Source organism: Gordonia sp. Z-3 (assembly GCF_036233855.1).
Taxonomy (GTDB): Bacteria; Actinomycetota; Actinomycetes; order Mycobacteriales; family Mycobacteriaceae; genus Gordonia; species Gordonia tangerina.
Genome location: NZ_JAZARS010000013.1, coordinates 1 through 19,950, shown reverse-complemented (window position 1 = coordinate 19,950; position 19,950 = coordinate 1). Strand labels below are relative to the sequence as shown.

Below are 19,950 nucleotides of genomic sequence, written 5' to 3'. Positions count from 1 at the left end.
GCGGAGACTCACCAGAAGCTCGCGCGGGGGTCGTCGGATGGCCTGGTCACGTCCAGTGCAGCGGTCTCTGACACACTGGTGTACACGCCTGCCGCGCAACGGGTTTGGCGGCCGCGAGGCTCATCCATGAGCCTTCGCCGACGTGAACGTGACCCAATGATGACACACAAAAATGAGGCTTTCCTCATGTTCCGTTGTGACCCGTCGGTATACCCGTGGGTAACCCCGCCGGTAGGACAAGTGTTCACTGAGCGACGTTCCGGGCCGTACCGCATCGGCGCAGATAGGGACCGGCGGCCGAGCGCTCGATCGGCCTCCCGGGGCACGCTCGCGACCCGTTATGAAATCGTTATGTGATGTGTTCCACTCCTGGTGGCGGCTCGTGTCGAGGCTGTTTGCGACGCCACCAACCATGCGGAAAGTACGCTGGACAGTCATGTCGACTTGCGTGTTCTGCGCCATCGTCGAGGGCACCGCCCCGTCGCGCATCGTCTATCGTGACGATGCCGTCATCGGCTTCCTCGACATCCGTCCGGTGACCCGCGGCCACACCCTGATCGTGCCCCGGGAGCACTCCTCCGGCCTGGCCGATCTCGAACCCGACGTCGGCGCCCGCCTGTTCGCCGCGGGGCAGCGGCTGGCTGCGGCGATGAAGTCCTGCACGCTGTCGGCCGACGGCGTGAATTTGGTGGTCAACGACGGCCGCGCCGCCTTTCAGACGGTCTTCCACACCCATCTACACGTCGTGCCACGCCACGACGGCGACAAGCTCAGCTTCGCCAAGGGTCTCGTGGTGCGTCGCGATAACGATCCCGATACCACTGCGGAGATCCTGCGGTCGGCACTCGAGGGTGATCCACGGTGACCGACGACCACGGGGCATCTGCGCCGCGCACCGTACTGCCCGCGGAGGTGATCGACGTGGTGCGGCGCGCCGAGGTTATCACCGTGTTCACCGGTGCCGGAATGTCTGCCGAGAGCGGAGTCGCCACCTTTCGAGACGTCGAGACCGGGCTCTGGGAACGGTTCGACCCGACGCAGATCGCCACACCGCAGGCGTGGGCGTCCGACCCCGGGCTGGTGTGGGCCTGGTATCAATGGCGCGCGCGGGTGGTCCATGCGGCGGCCCCCAACCCCGGGCACAACGCACTGGCTCACCTCGAGCGCACCCACTCCGTCCTCATCGCGACACAGAACGTGGATGACCTGCACGAACGAGCCGGCAGCAGCACCGTCAGCCACCTCCACGGCAGTCTGTTCGCCCCGCGTTGCAGCAACTGCGGCCGCCCGTATCACGGGGTCGACGCGCAACCCGAGCACGCCGTGCACGAACTCCGGGTCGAGCCGCCGGCCTGTCCGACGTGCCTGTCCCCTATCCGGCCCGGTGTCGTGTGGTTCGGCGAGGGACTGCCCGACGACGCCTGGCGCTCGGCAGAAAGCGCCTTCACCTTCGCCGACGTCGTTCTCGTCGTGGGCACCAGCGGAGGGGTCTACCCTGCAGCCGCGTTGCCCGAACGGGCGGCCGCACGCGGCATCCCGGTGATCGAGTTCAATCCGGAGCCCTCGGCATTGAGCGCCATGGCCAGCCACAGCATCCGTACGCCGGCCGGTATCGGCTTACCGGCGTTGGTGGATGCCCTCGACTCCGCGGCCTGAGCCGTGCGATATCGGACGGCGTAGCGCACCACCTCAGTCGCCGGCGCTGAGGTCGATCGGAGACCACGCCGACGTCGGCGTGGGCGCGCCGTCATCACGTGCAGCCACCGATCCCGGCTTGACGCCGCGACGGTCGAGAGCATGCCACAGTCCGGCGAGCGCAACGTCCGGGTCGAGTTCGAACTCCGACTCCCGGACCCGCCAGAACTCCCAGCCGCAACGGCGCAGTTCGCGTTCGCGCTCCATATCCGAACGGGCCTGCTCTCCGGTGGTCCGGAACGAATCCCCGTCGCATTCCACGGCCATCCGCGCATCGGCCCCGGTGACGACCAGGTCGATGAGCCGGTTGTTGACGGTCACCCCGGGCATCACGTGATAGCCGCGCTCGGCAAGCCGATTGAACACCCGTTGTTCGAACAAACTCGAGAACGGTTGTCTGCGTTCGGTATCGGACACATCGACCGGCATCGGCAACAGCGCCGGCCCCTGCGTCGACTCCGCGTATCCGGCCAGCGAGCGGCGCAGGTCGTTGGCTTTGAGTTCATCGACACCGATGGACCGGAACAACCACATCTGGTCCATCGCCCGCGAAGCCGCCACATTGATCCGCCGCTGCGACTCGGCCCGGGTCAGCGGCGCGATCGCCGCCGCATCCGATACCACCATCGACAAGAGGATCACGCGTCGTTCGTCGCCCTGGAAGTCCGGTGGGGTTCCCACCCGGATCCGGCGGGAGTTCCATTGCTCGTCGGTCACCACCGCGCGCAGACGTCGGGTGATCTCGTCGACCTGTTTGCTGCCCTGAAGCACAATGACACCGAAATCGGCTGTGTCGTAGGCGGGATCGCCCAGACATCGCGCGAGAGTCTCGGCGATCGCCTCCGCTTCACGCTCATTCACCAGCGCTGCGCCCTGTCCGGTCGCCACCCCGTCGTCGACATGGACCGACCGCAATGGCGGCAACCGGTCGGCACCGAACTGGCGGACCGGTATCAGCGGCGCCCCAGCGTAGAACTGACGCGAGGAGAACTCGATGATCTCGGGCATCGACCGGAAGTGTTCCCGCAGCCGGATCAGGTGTCCGAACCGACTGCGCAGCAACGCGAACAGACTGGACCGAGGTGTCAAACCGTCGCGCAGATAGTGCGGGAGGTCGGGCAGCTGGGCGTCGAGCTTGGCAAATGCGTCGTCGAGTGTCGTTCCGGTCAGGCCGGTCGGCGCGCATTGCCGGTCGTCGCCGACCACGATCACCCGCGGCGCCAACCAGAGCAGGAACGAGCTGGTGATGTCTGCCTGGCTGGCCTCGTCGACGATCACCACGTCGAATGCGTCGCGCCGCGGCTCCACCGTCTCCGCGACTTGCGAGATGGACATGATCCACGCCGGCACCGCGCCCTGCGCCTGCTCCATCGCGGCCCGGGCGGCAGCGCGAAACCTGTTGGCGTGCTTACCCGATCCCTTGCCCAGGTTGATCATGTGATCGCGGTAGGACTGCAACGCCTGGACCTCGGCCACCGTCATCCGTTCCAGACACGCCTGCCAAGCCCGGGCCGCGGTGACCCGCACGGTCAGCGCGGCGATGTCCGCCTCGATCTCATCGAGTTCTGCCTGCAGCCGGGTCTCGAGCGTGGGGTCGCTTCGTTCCTGCACCCAACTCTGCGCCCGCCGCCACGACCAGGCGCCGCCGATCTCGCGTAGCCGTGTGTGCCACACCGGATCCGCGGCGGTCTCGGCAAAGGTGGCGAAGAACTCCGGCGCTTTGCTGCGCAGGCGGAGCGTCAGCAGGTCGAGGGTGGTCTGTGCGTCGAGTTCGTCACGGGCGATATTCCATGCGCGCCGGGCGGCCCGGACCTTGTCGGCATCGGCAGTGGCCAATGCCGACAGCAATGCATCGCCTTCGGGCGATGGTCCCTGTTCGACCTCGGCGGACAGACGATAGGCACAGTCGGCGAGTTCGTGTTCGGCGAGCACCGCATCGTTCGTCGCGGCGATCGCCCCGGCCTGCAGCGCGACCTCGGTGACGTCGGCGACGCTGCGTGGCCGCGGCCCACCGGGACTGATCGCCTCGAGCTCGCGGATGAGCTGGTCACGTCCGGCCATCAGTTCCGAGATCCACGCCAACTGACTGTCGAGTCGCACCAGAGTATTGAGCTGCGCCGACCGAGATCCCGAATTGTCGACCGGCACATGCAAATCTGCGAGGACCCGCTGCACCTTTCCGACGGCGTCGAGCACCGCGAGATGATCGGCCACCAACTGCATCGCCCGCGCATCGGACGGTTCACGACCGTCGACGGTAGCCCGCACACCCGAGTCCTCGACCGCACGCTGCTGAGGCGACCGCAGCAGCCGGCCGCGCCAACGTCCTCCGTTCGCGAGATGTTCGGCGGCCTCGGCGAACACCGCATCGTCGCCGGGATGCGCCCCGTCGACGACGATGACGTGGCCGCCGATCGCCCGGTCGCGTTCGGCGGCCTCCCCGATGACCGGCGACAGTCCGATGACCCGCGACCAGAGATGAGCCGCGTGTCCGGCCAGCAGGCGGTCGGCCATGTCGACCATCGTCGGCGGGAAGGCGGCGACCTCGCCCGCGGCGACGGCGAGTCGCTCGCACACCTCCTTGATCCGCACCAGCCGAGCACTGTCGACATCGGCCAGGATCGACAGCAACGAGCCGCTGCCGACCATCGGTTCACTCGGGCGTTGCGCTATCCGCGCACAGATGTCGTCGAGCACCGACGGCTCGGGCAGATGGTCGGACAGATCCGGGAGTCGCTGCCCCAGACGCGACACAGCGCCCACCGCGGGGTCGACGAGCAACTCGCGAAGTGCCTCGAACTCTTCGGCATCCAGCGGTGGTGTCGCGCCCTCGACCGGCCCCGGCAACCAGTCGTAGCGCGACGCATCCGACATGCACTGTCGTACCACTTCGGCAGGGGTGCCCCGATAATCGCCGGCAACCCATTCATGCACCTCGGTCTCGGATTCCCGAGCGACCCAGAGCTCGCGGAGCACGCGCTCACGACGGCGGACCGCTTGATTTCGCTTGCCCAGCTGATCGGTGATCTCCGCCGCGACCACCCGGGGCTGGTGTCGTGATTTGCGGTCGGCGATCGACTCGACGCTGGACGAGGTGGCCTCGAAATCGTCGGCGCCGACGTCGGCGATCGACACGGTGAGATCCCGTAATTCGGCCGGCAGCATGGCGCGCAGCACATGCAGCGCGTGCGCCTTTTCGCTGGTCACGAGCACACGCTGGCCCTTGGCGAGCAATGCCGCCGTCAGATTGGCGATGGTGTGCGTCTTGCCGGTGCCGGGCGGCCCCTCCACCACCACTCCACTGTCGAGTCCGAGCTGGGCCAGCACGTCGCGTTGCTCGACGTTGGCGGGCAGCGGATACAGGGCATCACGAACCAGGTCCTCGGGCGACAGCGCGCCGGTGGCGTCAAGCGCGGCGACCCGTTCGGGCGCCTCGATGGGCGCGACGAGTTGGGCCAATCCCACCGGCAGCTCGTCCGGGGAGTTGCGCAGTTCGTCGAGGATGGCGTCATAGAAGTCGAGCACGGCAGCGACACCGCGGTTGCGCAGCACCAACGCCGGACGCAGGTCGGTACTCAGGGTGAGCGTGTCGCCGTCGACCGCGATCTGGTCTGTCCAGGTGTCAACGGCATCACCGACCCGCGCACCGACCGGGCTGGGAAGTTCGGTCAGCTTGGCACGCGCCTTCAGCGCACCGGACAGGTCGATACCCTCGACGGTCGCCAGCAGTGCGGCGTCGTGGACGACGGGTGCCGACCCGGTGCCGAGTGCGACCCGCACAACACCGGTGGCGGCGTCGCGTTCGGCGACGACCTGCTGGGTGAGGAGATGTTCACGCAGTCGCCGAGCACCGACCTCGGTCGGGCCGTCGGACTCGTGCCGATCGTCGACGTCGGATACCGACACCAGCACGTTGGCCAGCACCAGCTCCAGGTTCTCCGGGTTGTCGCGAAGTGTGGCGAGGATGCGCTCGATATCGGCGTGGGCAGGATTGTCCGGCGCGATCTCGCAGACCGTCTGACCGGACACGGCACCCGCGCGCACCGCCACCGGCGTGGATTTTCCGACCCACAACACATCCGGATGGTCATCGACATCGGTGACGGCCTCGAATCGGGCCCGGACGAGTTCGCGCAGGTAGCCGAGAAGCCGCCGGACCTGATCGGTCCGATTCGCCTCCTGCGTGTCGGTCCCCTCGTCCGCCATGGTTGCTCGATCCCTCCTCGGTGCGCCGGGTCCGGCGTCGTCGGCTGGATTCACGGGCGTGGATACCTGCAGAACGCTACCAAGTCAGGCCCGTGGAGAGGGATGTCGGCTATGTCGGCAGTTCGGACCGCAGAGCGCGGAAACCGCCATCGACGTAGCGGACATTGGTGTAGCCGAGGCCGGCGATCTCTTCGGCGATCACCGGTGCCTGCGAGCTGACCGAGACCACGGCGATCTCTGTGTCGGGATTGCGTACCACGGGGAACGTGCCGGAGGGCGTGGGCGTGAACCGCTCGCGGACGTCGGCCGGATCCACCACCACCGCCCCGGGAAGGCTGCCCTGGTGGCGCATGATCTGCGGTCGGGCATCCACGAGCACCGCGTGCTCGTGCTCGCAGTGTTCGCGCGCGTCGGCTGCTGTAATCGAATTCACCACTGACACTGGTGACTCACCGTTCCTATGTGTATCGCGTTGTCGAATAGCGGGACCGTTCAGGAATGAACGAACCCCTCCCAAAAGGTTACGGATTTATCTCGATCCGGCAAGTTCGATACCACGCGTCACCAAATTCTCAGTGACTCCAAGGCATTCCCTCAGTTACGTCCGCGACCTGCGATGTGGCGGGTTCCGCGTTTGCCCCAGCTCTCGTTGCGCTTGGGGTGGCCGTCACGCCCCTGACCGCCGCGCTGGCCTCCCTGCGCACGTTTGGCACCGCCCCGCGTGCGAGGTGGCCCGTAGTCACGACGGATGTCGATGGGATTCTTGCCGATCTTGGTGTGCCGCAGCGACGCCAACGTCTCGTTGTCGAGATTCTCCGGCAGCTCCACCAACGAGAAGTCGTCGCGGATGCTGATGTTGCCGAAGTCGCCCCGGGTCAGACCACCTTCGTTGGCGATGGCGCCGACAATCGACCCAGGCGAGACCTTGTGCCTGCGGCCCACCGCGATGCGATAGGTCGCGAACTGACCACCGGAACCACGCGGTGCACGCTCCCGGCGCTCCGGCCGCTGACCCTCGGGAGGATCCGGGGCCATCAGGAACCCGCCGTCACGCGTCTCCAGTGCCAATGCGGCTGCCACATCGGCCATCGCGACGTCGTGTTCGCCGGCGTAGTCCTCCACCAACTTGCGGAACAGGTCCAGATGATCTGAAGAGAGGTTCTCGGTGATCGAGTCGGCAAACTTCGCCACCCGCTGCGCATTGACGTCCTCCACACTCGGCAACCCGATCTCGGTGAGCGTGGAACGCGTGGCCCGCTCGATGGCACGCAACAGGTGCCTTTCGCGCGGCGAGACGAACAGCAGGGCGTTGCCGGAGCGGCCGGCTCGACCGGTACGGCCGATCCGATGCACGTAAGACTCGGTGTCGTGGGGGATGTCGTAGTTCACCACATGCGAGATCCGGTCGACGTCGAGTCCACGCGCGGCCACATCGGTGGCCACCAGGATGTCGATCGTGCCGCCTTTGAGCTGATTGATGGTGCGCTCGCGTTGTGCCTGCACCATGTCACCGTTGATGGCGACCGCCGAGAACCCACGCGCACGCAGCTTTTCCGCAAGCTCTTCGGTGGCCGACTTCGTGCGGACGAACACGATCATCGCGTCGAACGTCTCGACCTCGAGGAATCGCGTCAACGCGTCCAGTTTGCGCTGGTGAGAGACCTGCAGATATCGCTGGGTGATGTTCTGTGCCGTCGCGGTCCGCGCCTTGACGGTGATTTCCTGCGGGTCGTTCAGGTAGCGCTGCGCCAGCCGCCGGATGGCGCTGGGCATGGTGGCCGAGAACAGCGCCACCTGCTTGTCGTCGGGCGTCTCGGCCAGGATGCGCTCCACGTCCTCGGCGAAACCCATGGTCAGCATCTCGTCGGCCTCGTCGAGAACCAAGAAGTCGAGCTCGGAGATGTCGAGGGTGCCCTTGTCGAGGTGATCGATCACACGACCGGGTGTGCCCACGATGACCTGTGCCCCCCGCCGCAACCCGGCCAGCTGGACGCCGTAGCTCTGCCCCCCGTAGATCGGCAATACCCGCACCTCGGGGAGATGCGCGGAATAGCGACCGAAGGCCTCCGCAACCTGCAACGCGAGCTCACGCGTTGGCGCGAGGACCAAGGCCTGCGGCCGGCGCGCGGATGTATCGAGCCGCGACAGGATCGGGATGGCGAAGGCCGCGGTCTTGCCGGTGCCCGTCTGCGCCAGGCCCACCACGTCGCGACCGCTCATCAGCGGCGGGATCGTGGCCGCCTGGATCGGCGAGGGAGTTTCGTAGCCGACGTCGACGATCGCCTGCCGGACCTTCGGCGCGATGTCGAGGTCGTCGAATGAGACGTCGCCGCCCGGTGCGTCGCCGCTCGCCGCGTCCTCGTTGCCACTCATGCGCATCCAGTCCTGTTCACGCTGACAACTCTAGTGGTCCGAGGCCCCACGGGAGGAATCCTCGGCAACGCGGCCGCCAAGCCTGTGATCGGCGATACGCCCTACGGTCACCGTTCTGTGATGGTCGCCACGGATACTGGTACCGTCAGTCCCACTCAACAGAAGTTGACGTGTCGTCGCGGAACTCACGGATGTCCGTTATGACCGGTTATGTGCGCGTAGGGGAGCCGCCATGCAGCAGTACACCACTCCGACCGACCTCACCATCGAGGACAAGGCGACCACGATCGACAGCATTCTCCGCTATCGGGCGGAGCGGCCGACGATGCCGCTGCTGAAGAGACGGTCGGGAAACCAATGGATCAACGTCACGGCGAAGCAATTCGCCGACGAGGTCGACGCCGTGGCCAAGGGGCTCATCGCCTCGGGCGTCAAGTCCGGTGACCGCGTGGCGATCCTCTCCTCGACACGGTTCGAGTGGACGGTTCTCGACTACGCCATCTGGCGGGCCGGTGCCACGACGGTGGCCATCTACGAGACCTCGGCACCCGACCAGGTGAAGTGGATTCTCGAGGATTCCGGTACCTCACTGCTGTTCGTCGAGGCGCACTCCCATTACACCCGCCACATCCGGGTCATCGAGGAAGCGCCGGAGCTGCGCGAGACGCTCATCATCGACGATCATGCGTTGGCCACCGTCACAAAGCGCGGCGCCAAGGTCGACACCAGCGAACTCGACACCCGCCACGCCGACGCACTGGCAACCGACGCGGCCACCCTTATCTACACCTCGGGCACCACGGGTAAGCCGAAGGGTGTGGTCCTGACCCACGCCAATTTCCTCGCCGAATGCGCAGCCACCCGCGATGCCGTCGGCGCCGGCATGGTCGAGGGCAAGTCCACGCTCCTGTTCCTGCCCCTGGCGCACGTATTCGCGCGCGTCGTCGCCGTCGGGTGCATCGAGAACGGGGTGATCCTCGGACACACCAACGACATCCCGAACCTCATCGAGGATCTGGGCAAGTTCCAACCGAATTACGTGTTGTCGGTGCCCCGAGTCTTCGAGAAGGTCTACAACTCCGCCAAACAGAAGGCCTACGACGGCGGAAAGGGCGCGATCTTCGATCGCGCCGCCGACACCGCCATCGAGTACAGCAAGGCCCTGGAGAACGGCGGGCCCGGTCTGGGCCTGAAACTCAAGCACGCACTGTTCGATCGACTCGTGTACGGAAAGTTGCGCGCCGCGCTCGGCGGCAACTGCGAGGGCGCCATCTCCGGTGGTGCGCCGCTCGGGGCCCGCCTCGGACACTTCTTCCGCGGTGTCGGTATCCCCGTATACGAGGGCTACGGATTGTCGGAGACGACTGCGGCCGTCACCGCGAACAATGAGGAACATCAGCGCGTCGGCTCGGTCGGTCGACCGATCCCGGGCGTCTCGGTGGCCATCGCCGACGATGGCGAGGTGCTGCTGAAGGGCCCGGTGGTGTTTGGCGGCTACTGGAAGAACGAGAAGGCCAGCACCGAGGCGATCGTCGACGGCTGGTTCCACACCGGCGACATCGGCAAACTCGATGACGGCTATCTCTTCATCACCGGCCGCAAGAAGGAACTGATCGTCACCGCCGGCGGCAAGAACGTCTCGCCGGCACAACTGGAGGACACCATCCGCGCCCATCCGATGGTCAGTCAGTGCCTCGTCGTGGGTGACAACAAGCCGTTCATCGCGGCGCTGATCACCATCGACCCGGAGGCGGCACCGGGGTGGCTGGAGCGCCACGACCTGCCTGCGGACACCTCGATGTCGGATCTCGCGACCAACGAGACGCTGCGGGCCGAAATCGACGAAGCCGTGACGAGTGCCAACACCACGGTGTCCAACGCCGAGGCAATCAAGAAGTTCGCCATTCTGGAGGGTGACTTCACGATCGAGTCCGGTGAACTGACGCCCACGATGAAGCTCAAGCGCAACGTGATCCACGACGCGCACAAGGCGGCCATCGCCGACCTGTACACCTGATCGGATAGCCGACACGACGCCCGGCTTCCCGCCACTGACACAAGGCGGGAGCCGGGCGTTGTCGTCGCCGACATCACTGTCGCGCGATGACGAGTTCCGACGTGAGCGGCGGTATTCTCACTCGCGATGAATCGAGATCTCGCCATCGACGCGACGCGGGGGCTCGCGATCTGGAGCATGATCTCGCTGCATTTCGCCGCCGGCACGCGTATCGCCGCGCCCACCCACATCTACCCGTACGTCGACGGGATGTCGGCGTTCGTCCTGTTGTCCGGCCTCGTTCTGGGCCTGGTCTATCGGCGGTGGATCGAGCGGCACTCGTTGGGTTTCGCCTACCGACGACTCGCGCGTCGGATCGTGGTGCTCTATCTGTGTCAGCTGACGATCGCGCTCACTGCGGTCGCTGCGGGGATGGCGGGTCATCGATGGCTCACCCTGCTGTTGCCGGTCGATGATTGGTGGCACGGCCTGGAGCTCGCGATCACCATGCGGTACCTGCCCAGCGGCGGCAACATCCTGCTGCTGTACATGCTGCTGATGGCATCGGCCTATCTGCTGTTCCCACTGCTGATGCGCAACCGGTGGCAACTCATCCTCGCGGGTTCGGTGCTCGCATACGCCATCTCGCTGGTGTGGTCACCGGACTGGTTCTACGTCACCTCGTTCACGGCCGGACACCGGATCCAGAACTGGGCGGCCTGGCAGATCATGTTCGTCCCGGCGGTCGTCGTCGGCTGGAAGTGGCGCGAGTGGGATGTTGCCGGTTTCGTCGACCGCCATCTGGCACCGATCATCGTGGTGGCCGTGGGGTTCGCCCTCGTTCTCCATCTCGGCGTGGATGCCGGACCATGGATCAGGTTCGAACCCACGCTCGCCGACAAACTCGACTTCCGCCCTGCCCGCGCCGTCGGCGCATGGCTGGCGGTACCGGCGGTCTACGGCATCTTCCGCCTCCTGCTGCGCCACTGGCACCGGGACTGGGTACGCCCACTGGTGATGACCGGCACGCGCAGTCTGGATTCCTATGTCCTGCAGGCGCTCGCGCTGGTGGTTCTGCCCATCCACATAGCCCACCGGCCGTGGAACACCGCCACCTCGCTGTGCGTCGTGGTTCTGGTGTTCGGGTTGTGTTGGGCCTGGGCGGAGTTCCGCCGGGAATTCGGTATCGACAAACTCCACCGGCTACCGATGGTGGTTCGTGATCGGCTGTGGGCAGCCCGAAAACCGACAGCGCCCATTCAGATTCCGGAGCCGAGCTCACCCGCGACTGTCACCCCTGACCCCTGAGGAGCGAGCCTGCGAGCGTCCCGCCCGATCCCTGAGGAGCGAGCCTGCGAGCATCACGAAGGGCGTGGTCGACTCACGTCGCCTCGTACAGAATCCCACGGCCGATGGCTTCGCGAACCACCGGAATAGCGGCCACGGCGAGGGCATCGGGTTCCACTCCATGGAAGCCGGCGAGCAGTTCGAGCAGCGCGCCCAGCGGCACCTGTCCCCGGCACCCGGCCAGCAGGGCCCGCGAGACCTCATCCACCGCGAGGACCGCACCCGGACCGCCCGGACGTCGCACCGTCGCCGAGACCTGTTGCCACCCCTCGCTACCGGGTAACGACTGTTCCTCCAGAAACACCGGCGATGTCGACAACCGAGTCGACAACAGTTGCGCATCTGAGATGCTGCGCAGGTAGTGGCGGCGGGCCAGGAACGCCTCGGCCTCTGCTCCGGTCACCTCCTCGCCGGCGCCCGTGATCTCCTCGATCGTCTGATCGGGTTCACCGCCGTCCCGGGAGCGCCTGCGCAACGTGATCGAGCCCATGCCGATTCCGTCGATACCGTTGGCCGCGAACCAGTCCAACCATCGCGCACCCCGGTCGGCCGCCTGTTGTGCCGATTCCCCGGCGTCCGAGAGCCATAACGAGATGTAGGTGATGGGATCGGCGAACTCGCGTTGTACCACCCAGGCGTCCAGGTCGGTGCCGGCCAGCCAGCCGCGCACCCGCTCGCGCCAGTCGGTGTCATGCGGCACCACCCAGTTGGCCAGGATCTGCGCGGTCCCACCCGGATTCAGGTGATCGGGAATCTGCCGGATCAGGTCCGCGCACAGCCCATCTCCGGCAACCCCCGAATCACGGTAGATGTAGTCCTGGCCTCCGGCACCCACCACAAATGGCGGGTTGGAGACGATGAGGTCGAACCTCTCCCCCGCCACCGGCTCGAACAGGCTGCCCGCACGCAGATCCCAGGCCATCTGATTCAGACGCGCAGTAGCCGCGGCCAACGCGAGGGCCCGCGGGTTGGTGTCGGTCGCCACGATCTCGTCACAGTGGTTGTCCAGATGCAGCGCCTGGATACCGCAGCCCGTGCCGATGTCGAGGGCCCTACCCACCGGCGTGCGGATCACCGCCCGCGCCAACGACACCGACGCCCCACCGATCCCGAGGACATGGTCGGCGGCCACCGGACCGGCGCGCATTGCGGAGTCCTGATCGGACACCACCAGGTACTCCCGGACATCGTCGGCGTGGGGGCGGATGTCCAGGGCGGCGCGCAGCGAATCGTCTGCGCCGCCGACCGTCAACACACCGGCGTCGATGAGCGCGTCGGGACGCACCGACGGAAAGGCCCGCGCCACACCATCGGCGGGTTCGTCGGCACCGAGCAAGAACAGCCGGACGATGGCGGCCAACGGCGCGTCGTGGTCGGGGGCCGCCCGGGTGGCGGCAAGTGCCGGCCACCAGACGCCGCGGCCCAGTGCCTCATTGGCGGATGCGCCGATCAGTTGATTGACGCCTTCGGATGTGTACCCGGCGGCCCGCAGGTCCTGACCGAGACGATCGACGACGGCGTGGTCGGCCAGTGGGTGTGGCCCGGTCATCCGAATCTCCGATACTTATTGCGCATCGCCTGGGTGGACACTCCCAGCACCCTGCACCACCCATCGTCGATCGTCAACATTGGTTGACATCGGGCCGAGATCTGCCACAACTATGTTGTGCACAACATAAATCGTGTAGGGTCGGATCCGTGACCGACGTTCGACTCGACGAGCAACTGTGCTTCGCGCTCTACTCCGCGTCTCGTGCCGTGATCGCGGCGCAACGGCCGGGGCTCGCCGAACTGGGTCTCACCTACCCGCAGTACCTGGCGATGCTGGTGCTGTGGGAGGAGGACGAGATCACCGTGTCCCGGTTGTGCCGTCGACTGCAGTTGGATTCCGGGACCGTGTCACCCCTGCTCCGCAGGCTCGAGACGCTCGGATACCTGAGCCGGCGGCGGTCCGCCTCCGACGAGCGCTCGGTCACCGTCGCCCTCACCCCCGAGGGCGTCGCACTCGGAGCCCGCGCGGATTGCGTCTACGACTCGCTGACCGCGGCCATCGCGGAGGCGGCCGAAAACCAACGAGACGACGAATTCTCCTTTGACATAGACGATCTCGCCCAACTGCGCTCGACCCTGCATCAACTCACCGACGAGCTCCGTCGACATCTCGACGAACCCACGAAAGGACGCACGACATGACCCCGATCTACACCGCGGAGGCACTCGCCACCGGAGACGGCCGCAACGGTCACGCACGGACATCGGATGGCAAAATCGATCTCGACCTGGACATGCCCAAAGAATTGGGCGGGTCGGGGGTGGGCACCAATCCCGAGCAACTGTTCGCCGCCGGGTATGCGGCGTGTTTCCACAGTGCGCTGCGTCTGGTCGCCGGACAGGCCGGCGCCGACGTCAGCGACTCCTCGGTCGGCGCTCGGGTTTCCCTCGGTTCCAACGATTCCGGCGGTTTCGAGCTCGCCGTGGAACTCGAGGTGATCCTGCCCGCCGTCAGCGCACCCGAAGCTCGCCAACTGGTGGACAAGGCGCATGAGGTGTGCCCGTACTCCAACGCCACCCGCGGGAACATCGAGGTCTCACTCTCCGTGGCCGAAGACTGATCACCCGAACACACTTTTGACCGGAAGGGCACCATGGCCTCCATTCTGCCGAGCAATGAACCGACGTCGCGGCGAGCCGCACGACTGACTCTGGGCACCATCTTGACGACCGCCGGCATCGGCCATCTCACCTTCCAGCGCAAGGAGTTCCAGGCCCAAGTGCCAGACTTCGTGCCGCTGGACCCCGACCTGACCGTGGTCGGCTCCGGGGTCGCCGAGATCGCCCTCGGCGCCGGATTGATCGCACTGCCGAAGCATCGCCGGATGATCGGAACCGTCGCCGCCGCGTTCTTCGTGGCGGTGTTCCCCGGCAACATCCATCAGTACCGCAACAAGATCGATGCCTTCGGGCTGGACACCGATCGAAAGCGATTCATCCGCTTGTTCGGCCAGCCCGCGCTGGTTGCCGCCGCCTGGCACGCTCGCGGCTGACAATCGACGTCACGGCCGAGTCGCGATTCACCGCGGCTCGGCCGTGGTGCGTCGCACCACTAGTTGCGGCGTATGCCGATAGATCTGCTGCGGGGCGTCGAGCCTGCCCATCCGCCGCAGCAAGAACTTGGCCGCTTGCGCGCCGACCGTGAAGTTGCCGTTGTCCACCGAGGTCAACGAAATGTGTCGCAGACTGGCCAATTGCGTGTCGTCGTAGCCGATCAACGACAGATCGCGCGGTATCGACAATCCGCGGTCGTCGGCGGCCGACATCGCCCCCAGCGAGGCCATGTCGTTGAACGCCAGGATCGCCGACGGCGGCGTCGACGAGTCGAGTAGACGTACCGTTGCCGCATATCCCCCCTCCTCGGTGGTCCCGCCGTATTCCACAACGCACTCGTCGGCAGCACCCGTCGCGGCAATCGTCTCCTCGAAGCCTTCGCGGCGCAGCCGACCGACCATTCCGGGCCCCTGGATGTGGCCAAGCCGGCGATGTCCCAGTGCCAGCAGATGTTCGGTCGCCAGCCGCGCACCGACCCGATCATCATCGACCGCGATGTCCACGGTCGGCAGGTCGGGCTCCAGTGTGCCCGCCAACACCACCGGGATCGATTGCGCCGCACGCTCCACGTCGACCCGCGCGTCGGTGGTGCCGACCACGACCAGCCCGTCGACCTGCCGCGACAGCAGCGTCTCCACGGTGTCGCGGCCGACCTGGTGGTCCAGACGACTGTCGACCAACAACGGCGCGATGTCGACGGCGTCGAAGGTCGTTGCCAAGCCCTCGAGAAGGCTCACATACCAAGGATTGCGCAAGTCGTTGATCACCACGCCGACCGTGCCGCTGCGCGACTCCGACAGTCCGCGGGCGATGGTGTTGGGCCGGTAGCCGAGTTCGGTCATCGCGTCGCGGACCCGCGCCCGCCGCTCCGCACTGACATTCGGCTCATCGCGCAGCACGCGTGACACCACCGACTTCGACACCCCGGCATGAGCGGCGACGTCCCGGATCGTGGCCGGTCGCCGATTGCCGACGAAGTCGATCCCCGCTTCGTTCTCACCCACGATCGATCATCCTATTGCCTCCGTGATCCACACCACGTATGGTGACTGGGACCGGTCCCAGTCATGTCCCACAACTGTCTCACACAGGAGTCCGAATTGGTACGCATCGCTCTCGTCGGCGCCGGCTTCATCGGCTCGGTGCATGCGCGGAACCTCGCCGAGCACCCCGAGGTGCGGTTTGTGGGTGTCACAGACATCGATGCCGCTCGGGCCGATGACCTCGCAAACCGGATGGGAACTCACCGGCTCACCGACGCCGAGATCTACGACTCCGACCAGGTCGACGCGGTCCTGATCGCATCGTCGACCGATACCCACGCCGACCACCTGCGTCGCGCGGCTTTAGCGGGACTGCCCACCTTCTGCGAGAAGCCGATCGATCTGGATCTGGCACATGCAATCGACACCGTGGCGCGGGTGACCGCGGCCGGCGTGGCGACCATGGTGGACTTCAACCGACGATTCGATCGCGATCACAGCGAGTTGCACCGGTCGGTCCGTACCGGCGAGATCGGCGGAGTGGAGCTCGTCCAGTTGACCTCCCGCGGCCCGTCGCTTCCGCCACTGGACTACATCGCGACCTCCGGCGGTCAGATGCGCGATCAGACCGTGCACTTCTTCGACCTGGCCCGCTGGATCACCGGCGAGGACCCGGTCGATGTGTTCGCTGCCGGGTCCGTGTTCACCGACCCGCGAATGGCCCAACTCGGCGACGTCGACACCTCGGTCGTCACGCTACGGATGCCCAGCGGCGCACTCGTGCAGATCGACAGTGCACGGCGAACGGGGTACGGCTACGACGAACGCATCGAGGTTCTCGGTTCGGATGGCATGATCGAATCCGGCCGCCGCCCAGTCGGATCGGTATCCCGGTACGGGCCCGGCCGCTTAGTCGGCGACGGGCTGCATGCCGGTTGGTTCGAGCGTGTCGCACCGACCTACCGCGCCGCACTCGATCATTTCCTCGCGGCCCTCACCACCGGCGCAGACATCGGCCCCACGCTCGGCGAGGCGCTCAAGGCGCAGGCCATCGCCGAGGCCGCCGCGCGCTCGCTGCGGACCGGCAACCGCGAAACCATCACCTACCCGGTGACGCCCAGCGCAGTCACCACGCACTGATCGACCCGACCCACCGAAGGGATACACCCACATGAGCAACATCGTCGTCGGCTCCGCACCGGATTCCTGGGGCGTCTGGTTTCCGGACGATCCGCAACAGACCCCGTACACCCGATTCCTCGACGAGGTCGCGGCATCGGGCTACGAGTGGATCGAGCTGGGCCCGTTCGGCTATCTGCCCACCGACCCGAAGCAACTGCTCGATGAACTCGGCGAGCGTGGACTGAAGCTGTCGGCCGGCACTGTCTTCGAGCACCTGCATCAGGACAATTCGTGGGACGCGGTATGGACCCAGATCGAGGACGTCGCCAAACTCACGGCGGCGGTCGGGGGCAAGCACGTCGTGGTGATCCCGGAGATGTGGCGCGATCCTGCGACCGGTGACGTCCTCGAGGACCGCGACCTGACCGAGGAGCAGTGGCGCAAGAAGACCGAGGGCATGGACGAACTCGGCAAGGCGATGTTCGAGAAGTACGGTGTGCGTGCGCAGTATCATCCGCACGCCGACAGTCACGTGGACACCGAGGAGAACATCTACCGCTTCCTCGAGAACACCGACGGTGAGTTCGTCAACCTCTGCCTCGACACCGGTCACGTGAGCTATTGCGGCGGTGACAATCTCGCCATCATCCGCAACCACCCCGAGCGGATCGGCTACCTGCACCTCAAGCAGGTAGACGAAACGGTACGCGCCAAGGTGGCCGCCGACGATCTGCCGTTCGGTGAGGCCGTGCGCCTGGGCGCGATGACCGAACCGCCACGTGGCATCCCGGAGATGCCGCCGCTGCTCGAGGCGGTCGCCGACCTCGACATCGACATCTTCGCCATCGTCGAGCAGGATATGTACCCCTGCTCCCCGGATGCTCCGTTGCCCATCGCCCAGCGGACCCAGAGGTACCTGGGTTCCTGCGGTGTCCCGGCCGTCCGCTTCCGCTGACCACGCTGAGGAGTTTCGACGATGAAGGTTGCACTCGACCCCACCCCGTTCCACCACAGCTATTCACTGCTCGAATTGCCCGGCGTCGTTGCCGATCTCGGCTACGAGTACCTGCAGTTGACGCCGCACGTGGACATGATTCCCTTCTTCAATCACCCCAAGGCCGACGACGCCCTGGTGGCGAAGTTCCGCAAGGCCTGCGCCGACGCGGGCGTCGGCATCGCCTCGGTGCTGCCGGTGCTGCGCTGGTCGGGGCCCGACGAGGACGCCCGCGAGGCCGCAGTCCGCTACTGGAAACGGGCGATTCAGATCACCGTCGACCTCGGCGTCAACGTGATGAACACCGAGTTCTCCGGCCGCCCCGAGAAGCCCGAGGAGTCCGAACGGGCCTTCTTCCGGTCGATGGAAGAACTCGTGCCGATCATCGAGCGCGAAGGCATCGACGTCCGGATCGATCCGCACCCCGACGATTTCGTCGAGGACGGCCTGGCCGCCATCCGGATGATCCGCGGCATCAACTCGAAGAACTTCGGGCTGGTGTACGTCGCCTGCCACAGCTTCCACATGGGCGGGAACATGGCCGAGATCATGACCACCGCCGGTGACATGCTGCGTCTGGTGCATGTCGCCGACACCATGGATCATCATGCCTCTCATGGTCTTCGCTACATCACCAATCCGCCCGGAAATGCGGTGCGCGTACATCAGCACCTCAAGATCGGCGATGGCGACGTCAATTGGGACGAATTCTTCGGCACCTTGGGTGAGATCGGCTTCTACGATCGCGACGACACGGTCATGGTCTCGAGTGTGTTCGCGGAGAACGAGAATGCCCACAAGGTCTCGCGCTACCAGTTGTCCACGATGACCGACTACGTCGCGAAGTATCGGGGCTGACGTGCTGACACGGTTGCCCGCACCTCGCACCCTCGATCCCGTGACCGCCCCGGCACTGCGTTGGGGTGTCATGGGTCCGGGGTGGATCGCGCAGCGCTTCGTCGAAGCCCTCAATGAGAACACCACCCAGCAGGTCGTCGCGGTCGGATCGCGTTCCGCCCAGCGCGCCGATGATTTCGCCAGGCGAATGGGGGTCGAGGCGGCTCACGGTTCGTACGAGTCGTTGCTTGCCGACCCCCTCGTCGAGATCGTCTATGTCAGCACCCCGCATCCACAGCACCATCGCTGCGCACTGGACGCGATTGCCGCAGGAAAGCACGTGCTGATCGAGAAGCCCCTGGGTATCAACGCCAGTCAGGCGCGCGAGGTGTTCACGGCCGCCCAGAACTCCGGCGTCTTCGCCGGTGAGGCGATGTGGACCCGCTTCCTACCCAAGTTCGACGTGCTCGGTCAGATCCTCGCCGACGGCCTGCTCGGCGAGATCCGCACGGTCGCCGCCGATCACGGCGAGTTCTTCACCACCGACCACCGCATCTACGACACCGCATTGGCAGGTGGACCGATGCTCGACCTCGGCACCTATCCGATCGCCTTCGCTTACTGGACGCTTGGTCACGTCGCTACCGTGTCGGCCATCGGTCAACCGGCGAACGACGAACTCAACGGCCAGGTCTCGGCGACGCTGGGACACGTCGGGGGCAGCCAGTCGTTGGTGCACACGACGATTCTGTCCAACACGCCGACGACGGCCTTCGTCGCCGGCGAGGACGCTTACCTGGATCTGCCTGGGCCGTTCTATCAGCCCGGGCCGTTCCGGCTCGTGCCGCGGACCGGCGACGTGCTCGTCCACGACGAGGAGCCGGGTACCCACACAGACGGGCTGCATTTCTCCGCGGTGGACGCTGCCCGACGGATCGCCGCGGGAGCAGCCGACTCCGAGGTCCACCCGGCTGCCGACGTGATCGAGACGCTCGATGTCATGGATCGCATCAGAGCGCAGGTCGGGATCGTGTTTCCTGGTGAATGATGTTGTGGTGGTGATGGTCTCGATACGGGATCTCGCCTAGCGGCTCGCCCCCTACTCGACCACCAGAATGCTCAACGGCTCCGTTCGCTGATCGAGAAGCGCCGCGAACTCCCGCTGATCGAGAAGCCCGCGAACTCCCGCTGATCGAGTAGCCCGCGAACTCCCGCTGATCGAGACATCCCTGAAGGTTTGATGTCAAGCCGCGGCGGGGGTTTGGTCCTTCCATGCGGTGGCGGGGTCGTAG

Annotated in this window: 16 protein-coding genes; 11 read left to right on the top strand and 5 right to left on the bottom strand. The window is 66.1% G+C overall.

Annotated features, from left to right (window positions below):
• The first annotated feature begins 436 nt into the window (after positions 1-436).
• Both VX037_RS15680 and VX037_RS15675 read left to right on the top strand, forming a co-directional pair.
• A complete protein-coding gene (locus VX037_RS15680) occupies positions 437-865 on the top strand; it encodes an HIT family protein (protein WP_235725146.1) in 429 nt (142 codons plus the stop codon).
• A complete protein-coding gene (locus tag VX037_RS15675) occupies positions 862-1,656 on the top strand; it encodes an SIR2 family NAD-dependent protein deacylase (protein WP_328714872.1) in 795 nt (264 codons plus the stop codon). The genes VX037_RS15680 and VX037_RS15675 overlap by 4 nt, the downstream gene beginning before the upstream one ends.
• A gap of 33 nt (positions 1,657-1,689) precedes the next feature.
• Here the strand turns inward: VX037_RS15675 and VX037_RS15670 are convergent, their stop codons facing one another.
• From VX037_RS15670 to VX037_RS15660, 3 genes are all read right to left on the bottom strand, one after another.
• Positions 1,690-5,901, bottom strand: coding sequence for an AAA domain-containing protein (locus tag VX037_RS15670; RefSeq protein WP_328714870.1), 4,212 nt, complete (start codon positions 5,899-5,901; stop codon positions 1,690-1,692).
• Positions 5,902-6,010: 109 nt separating this feature from the next.
• Complete coding sequence (locus VX037_RS15665) at positions 6,011-6,343, bottom strand: rhodanese-like domain-containing protein (RefSeq protein WP_266061230.1); 333 nt, start codon at positions 6,341-6,343, stop codon at positions 6,011-6,013.
• A gap of 152 nt (positions 6,344-6,495) precedes the next feature.
• A complete protein-coding gene (locus VX037_RS15660) occupies positions 6,496-8,274 on the bottom strand; it encodes a DEAD/DEAH box helicase (protein ID WP_235725149.1) in 1,779 nt (592 codons plus the stop codon).
• A 232-nt stretch (positions 8,275-8,506) separates the two neighbouring features.
• Between VX037_RS15660 and VX037_RS15655 the strand changes: the two genes are divergently transcribed.
• Both VX037_RS15655 and opgC read left to right on the top strand, forming a co-directional pair.
• Positions 8,507-10,291: an AMP-dependent synthetase/ligase gene (locus VX037_RS15655; RefSeq protein WP_235725150.1), complete on the top strand. Its 1,785-nt coding sequence runs from the start codon at positions 8,507-8,509 to the stop codon at positions 10,289-10,291.
• Positions 10,292-10,417: 126 nt separating this feature from the next.
• Entirely contained in the window at positions 10,418-11,578 is a 1,161-nt protein-coding gene (gene opgC, locus VX037_RS15650) for an OpgC domain-containing protein (RefSeq protein ID WP_328714868.1), read from the top strand.
• 73 nt (positions 11,579-11,651) lie between these two features.
• Here opgC and VX037_RS15645 read toward each other — a convergent pair whose 3' ends face one another.
• Positions 11,652-13,166, bottom strand: a complete 1,515-nt coding sequence (locus VX037_RS15645) for a DUF7782 domain-containing protein (RefSeq protein WP_328714867.1) — start codon at positions 13,164-13,166, stop codon at positions 11,652-11,654.
• Positions 13,167-13,315: 149 nt separating this feature from the next.
• Between VX037_RS15645 and VX037_RS15640 the strand changes: the two genes are divergently transcribed.
• The 3 genes from VX037_RS15640 to VX037_RS15630 are packed head-to-tail and all read left to right on the top strand — an operon-like array spanning position 13,316 to position 14,661.
• Entirely contained in the window at positions 13,316-13,810 is a 495-nt protein-coding gene (locus VX037_RS15640) for a MarR family winged helix-turn-helix transcriptional regulator (RefSeq protein ID WP_328714865.1), read from the top strand.
• Positions 13,807-14,229, top strand: coding sequence for an organic hydroperoxide resistance protein (locus tag VX037_RS15635; protein WP_328714863.1), 423 nt, complete (start codon positions 13,807-13,809; stop codon positions 14,227-14,229). Before VX037_RS15640 ends, VX037_RS15635 begins: the two co-directional genes overlap by 4 nt.
• A gap of 33 nt (positions 14,230-14,262) precedes the next feature.
• Positions 14,263-14,661 (top strand): DoxX family protein, encoded by a 399-nt coding sequence (locus tag VX037_RS15630; RefSeq protein ID WP_266061222.1) that lies wholly within the window; start codon positions 14,263-14,265, stop codon positions 14,659-14,661.
• A gap of 27 nt (positions 14,662-14,688) precedes the next feature.
• Here VX037_RS15630 and VX037_RS15625 read toward each other — a convergent pair whose 3' ends face one another.
• Positions 14,689-15,726, bottom strand: coding sequence for a LacI family DNA-binding transcriptional regulator (locus tag VX037_RS15625; protein WP_328714861.1), 1,038 nt, complete (start codon positions 15,724-15,726; stop codon positions 14,689-14,691).
• Between the two features lie 63 nt (positions 15,727-15,789).
• Between VX037_RS15625 and VX037_RS15620 the strand changes: the two genes are divergently transcribed.
• Genes VX037_RS15620 through VX037_RS15605 form a run of 4 tightly spaced genes read left to right on the top strand, consistent with a single transcriptional unit; the run spans position 15,790 to position 19,706 of the window.
• A complete protein-coding gene (locus tag VX037_RS15620) occupies positions 15,790-16,845 on the top strand; it encodes a Gfo/Idh/MocA family protein (protein WP_328714859.1) in 1,056 nt (351 codons plus the stop codon).
• Between the two features lie 31 nt (positions 16,846-16,876).
• Positions 16,877-17,782 carry a sugar phosphate isomerase/epimerase family protein gene (locus VX037_RS15615; protein WP_328714858.1) on the top strand — a complete coding sequence of 302 codons (906 nt, stop codon included), beginning with the start codon at positions 16,877-16,879 and terminating at the stop codon, positions 17,780-17,782.
• 21 nt (positions 17,783-17,803) lie between these two features.
• Complete coding sequence (locus tag VX037_RS15610; RefSeq protein WP_328714856.1) at positions 17,804-18,679, top strand: sugar phosphate isomerase/epimerase family protein; 876 nt, start codon at positions 17,804-17,806, stop codon at positions 18,677-18,679.
• Between the two features lies 1 nt (position 18,680).
• Entirely contained in the window at positions 18,681-19,706 is a 1,026-nt protein-coding gene (locus tag VX037_RS15605; RefSeq protein WP_328714855.1) for a Gfo/Idh/MocA family protein, read from the top strand.
• Positions 19,707-19,950 lie beyond the last annotated feature (244 nt).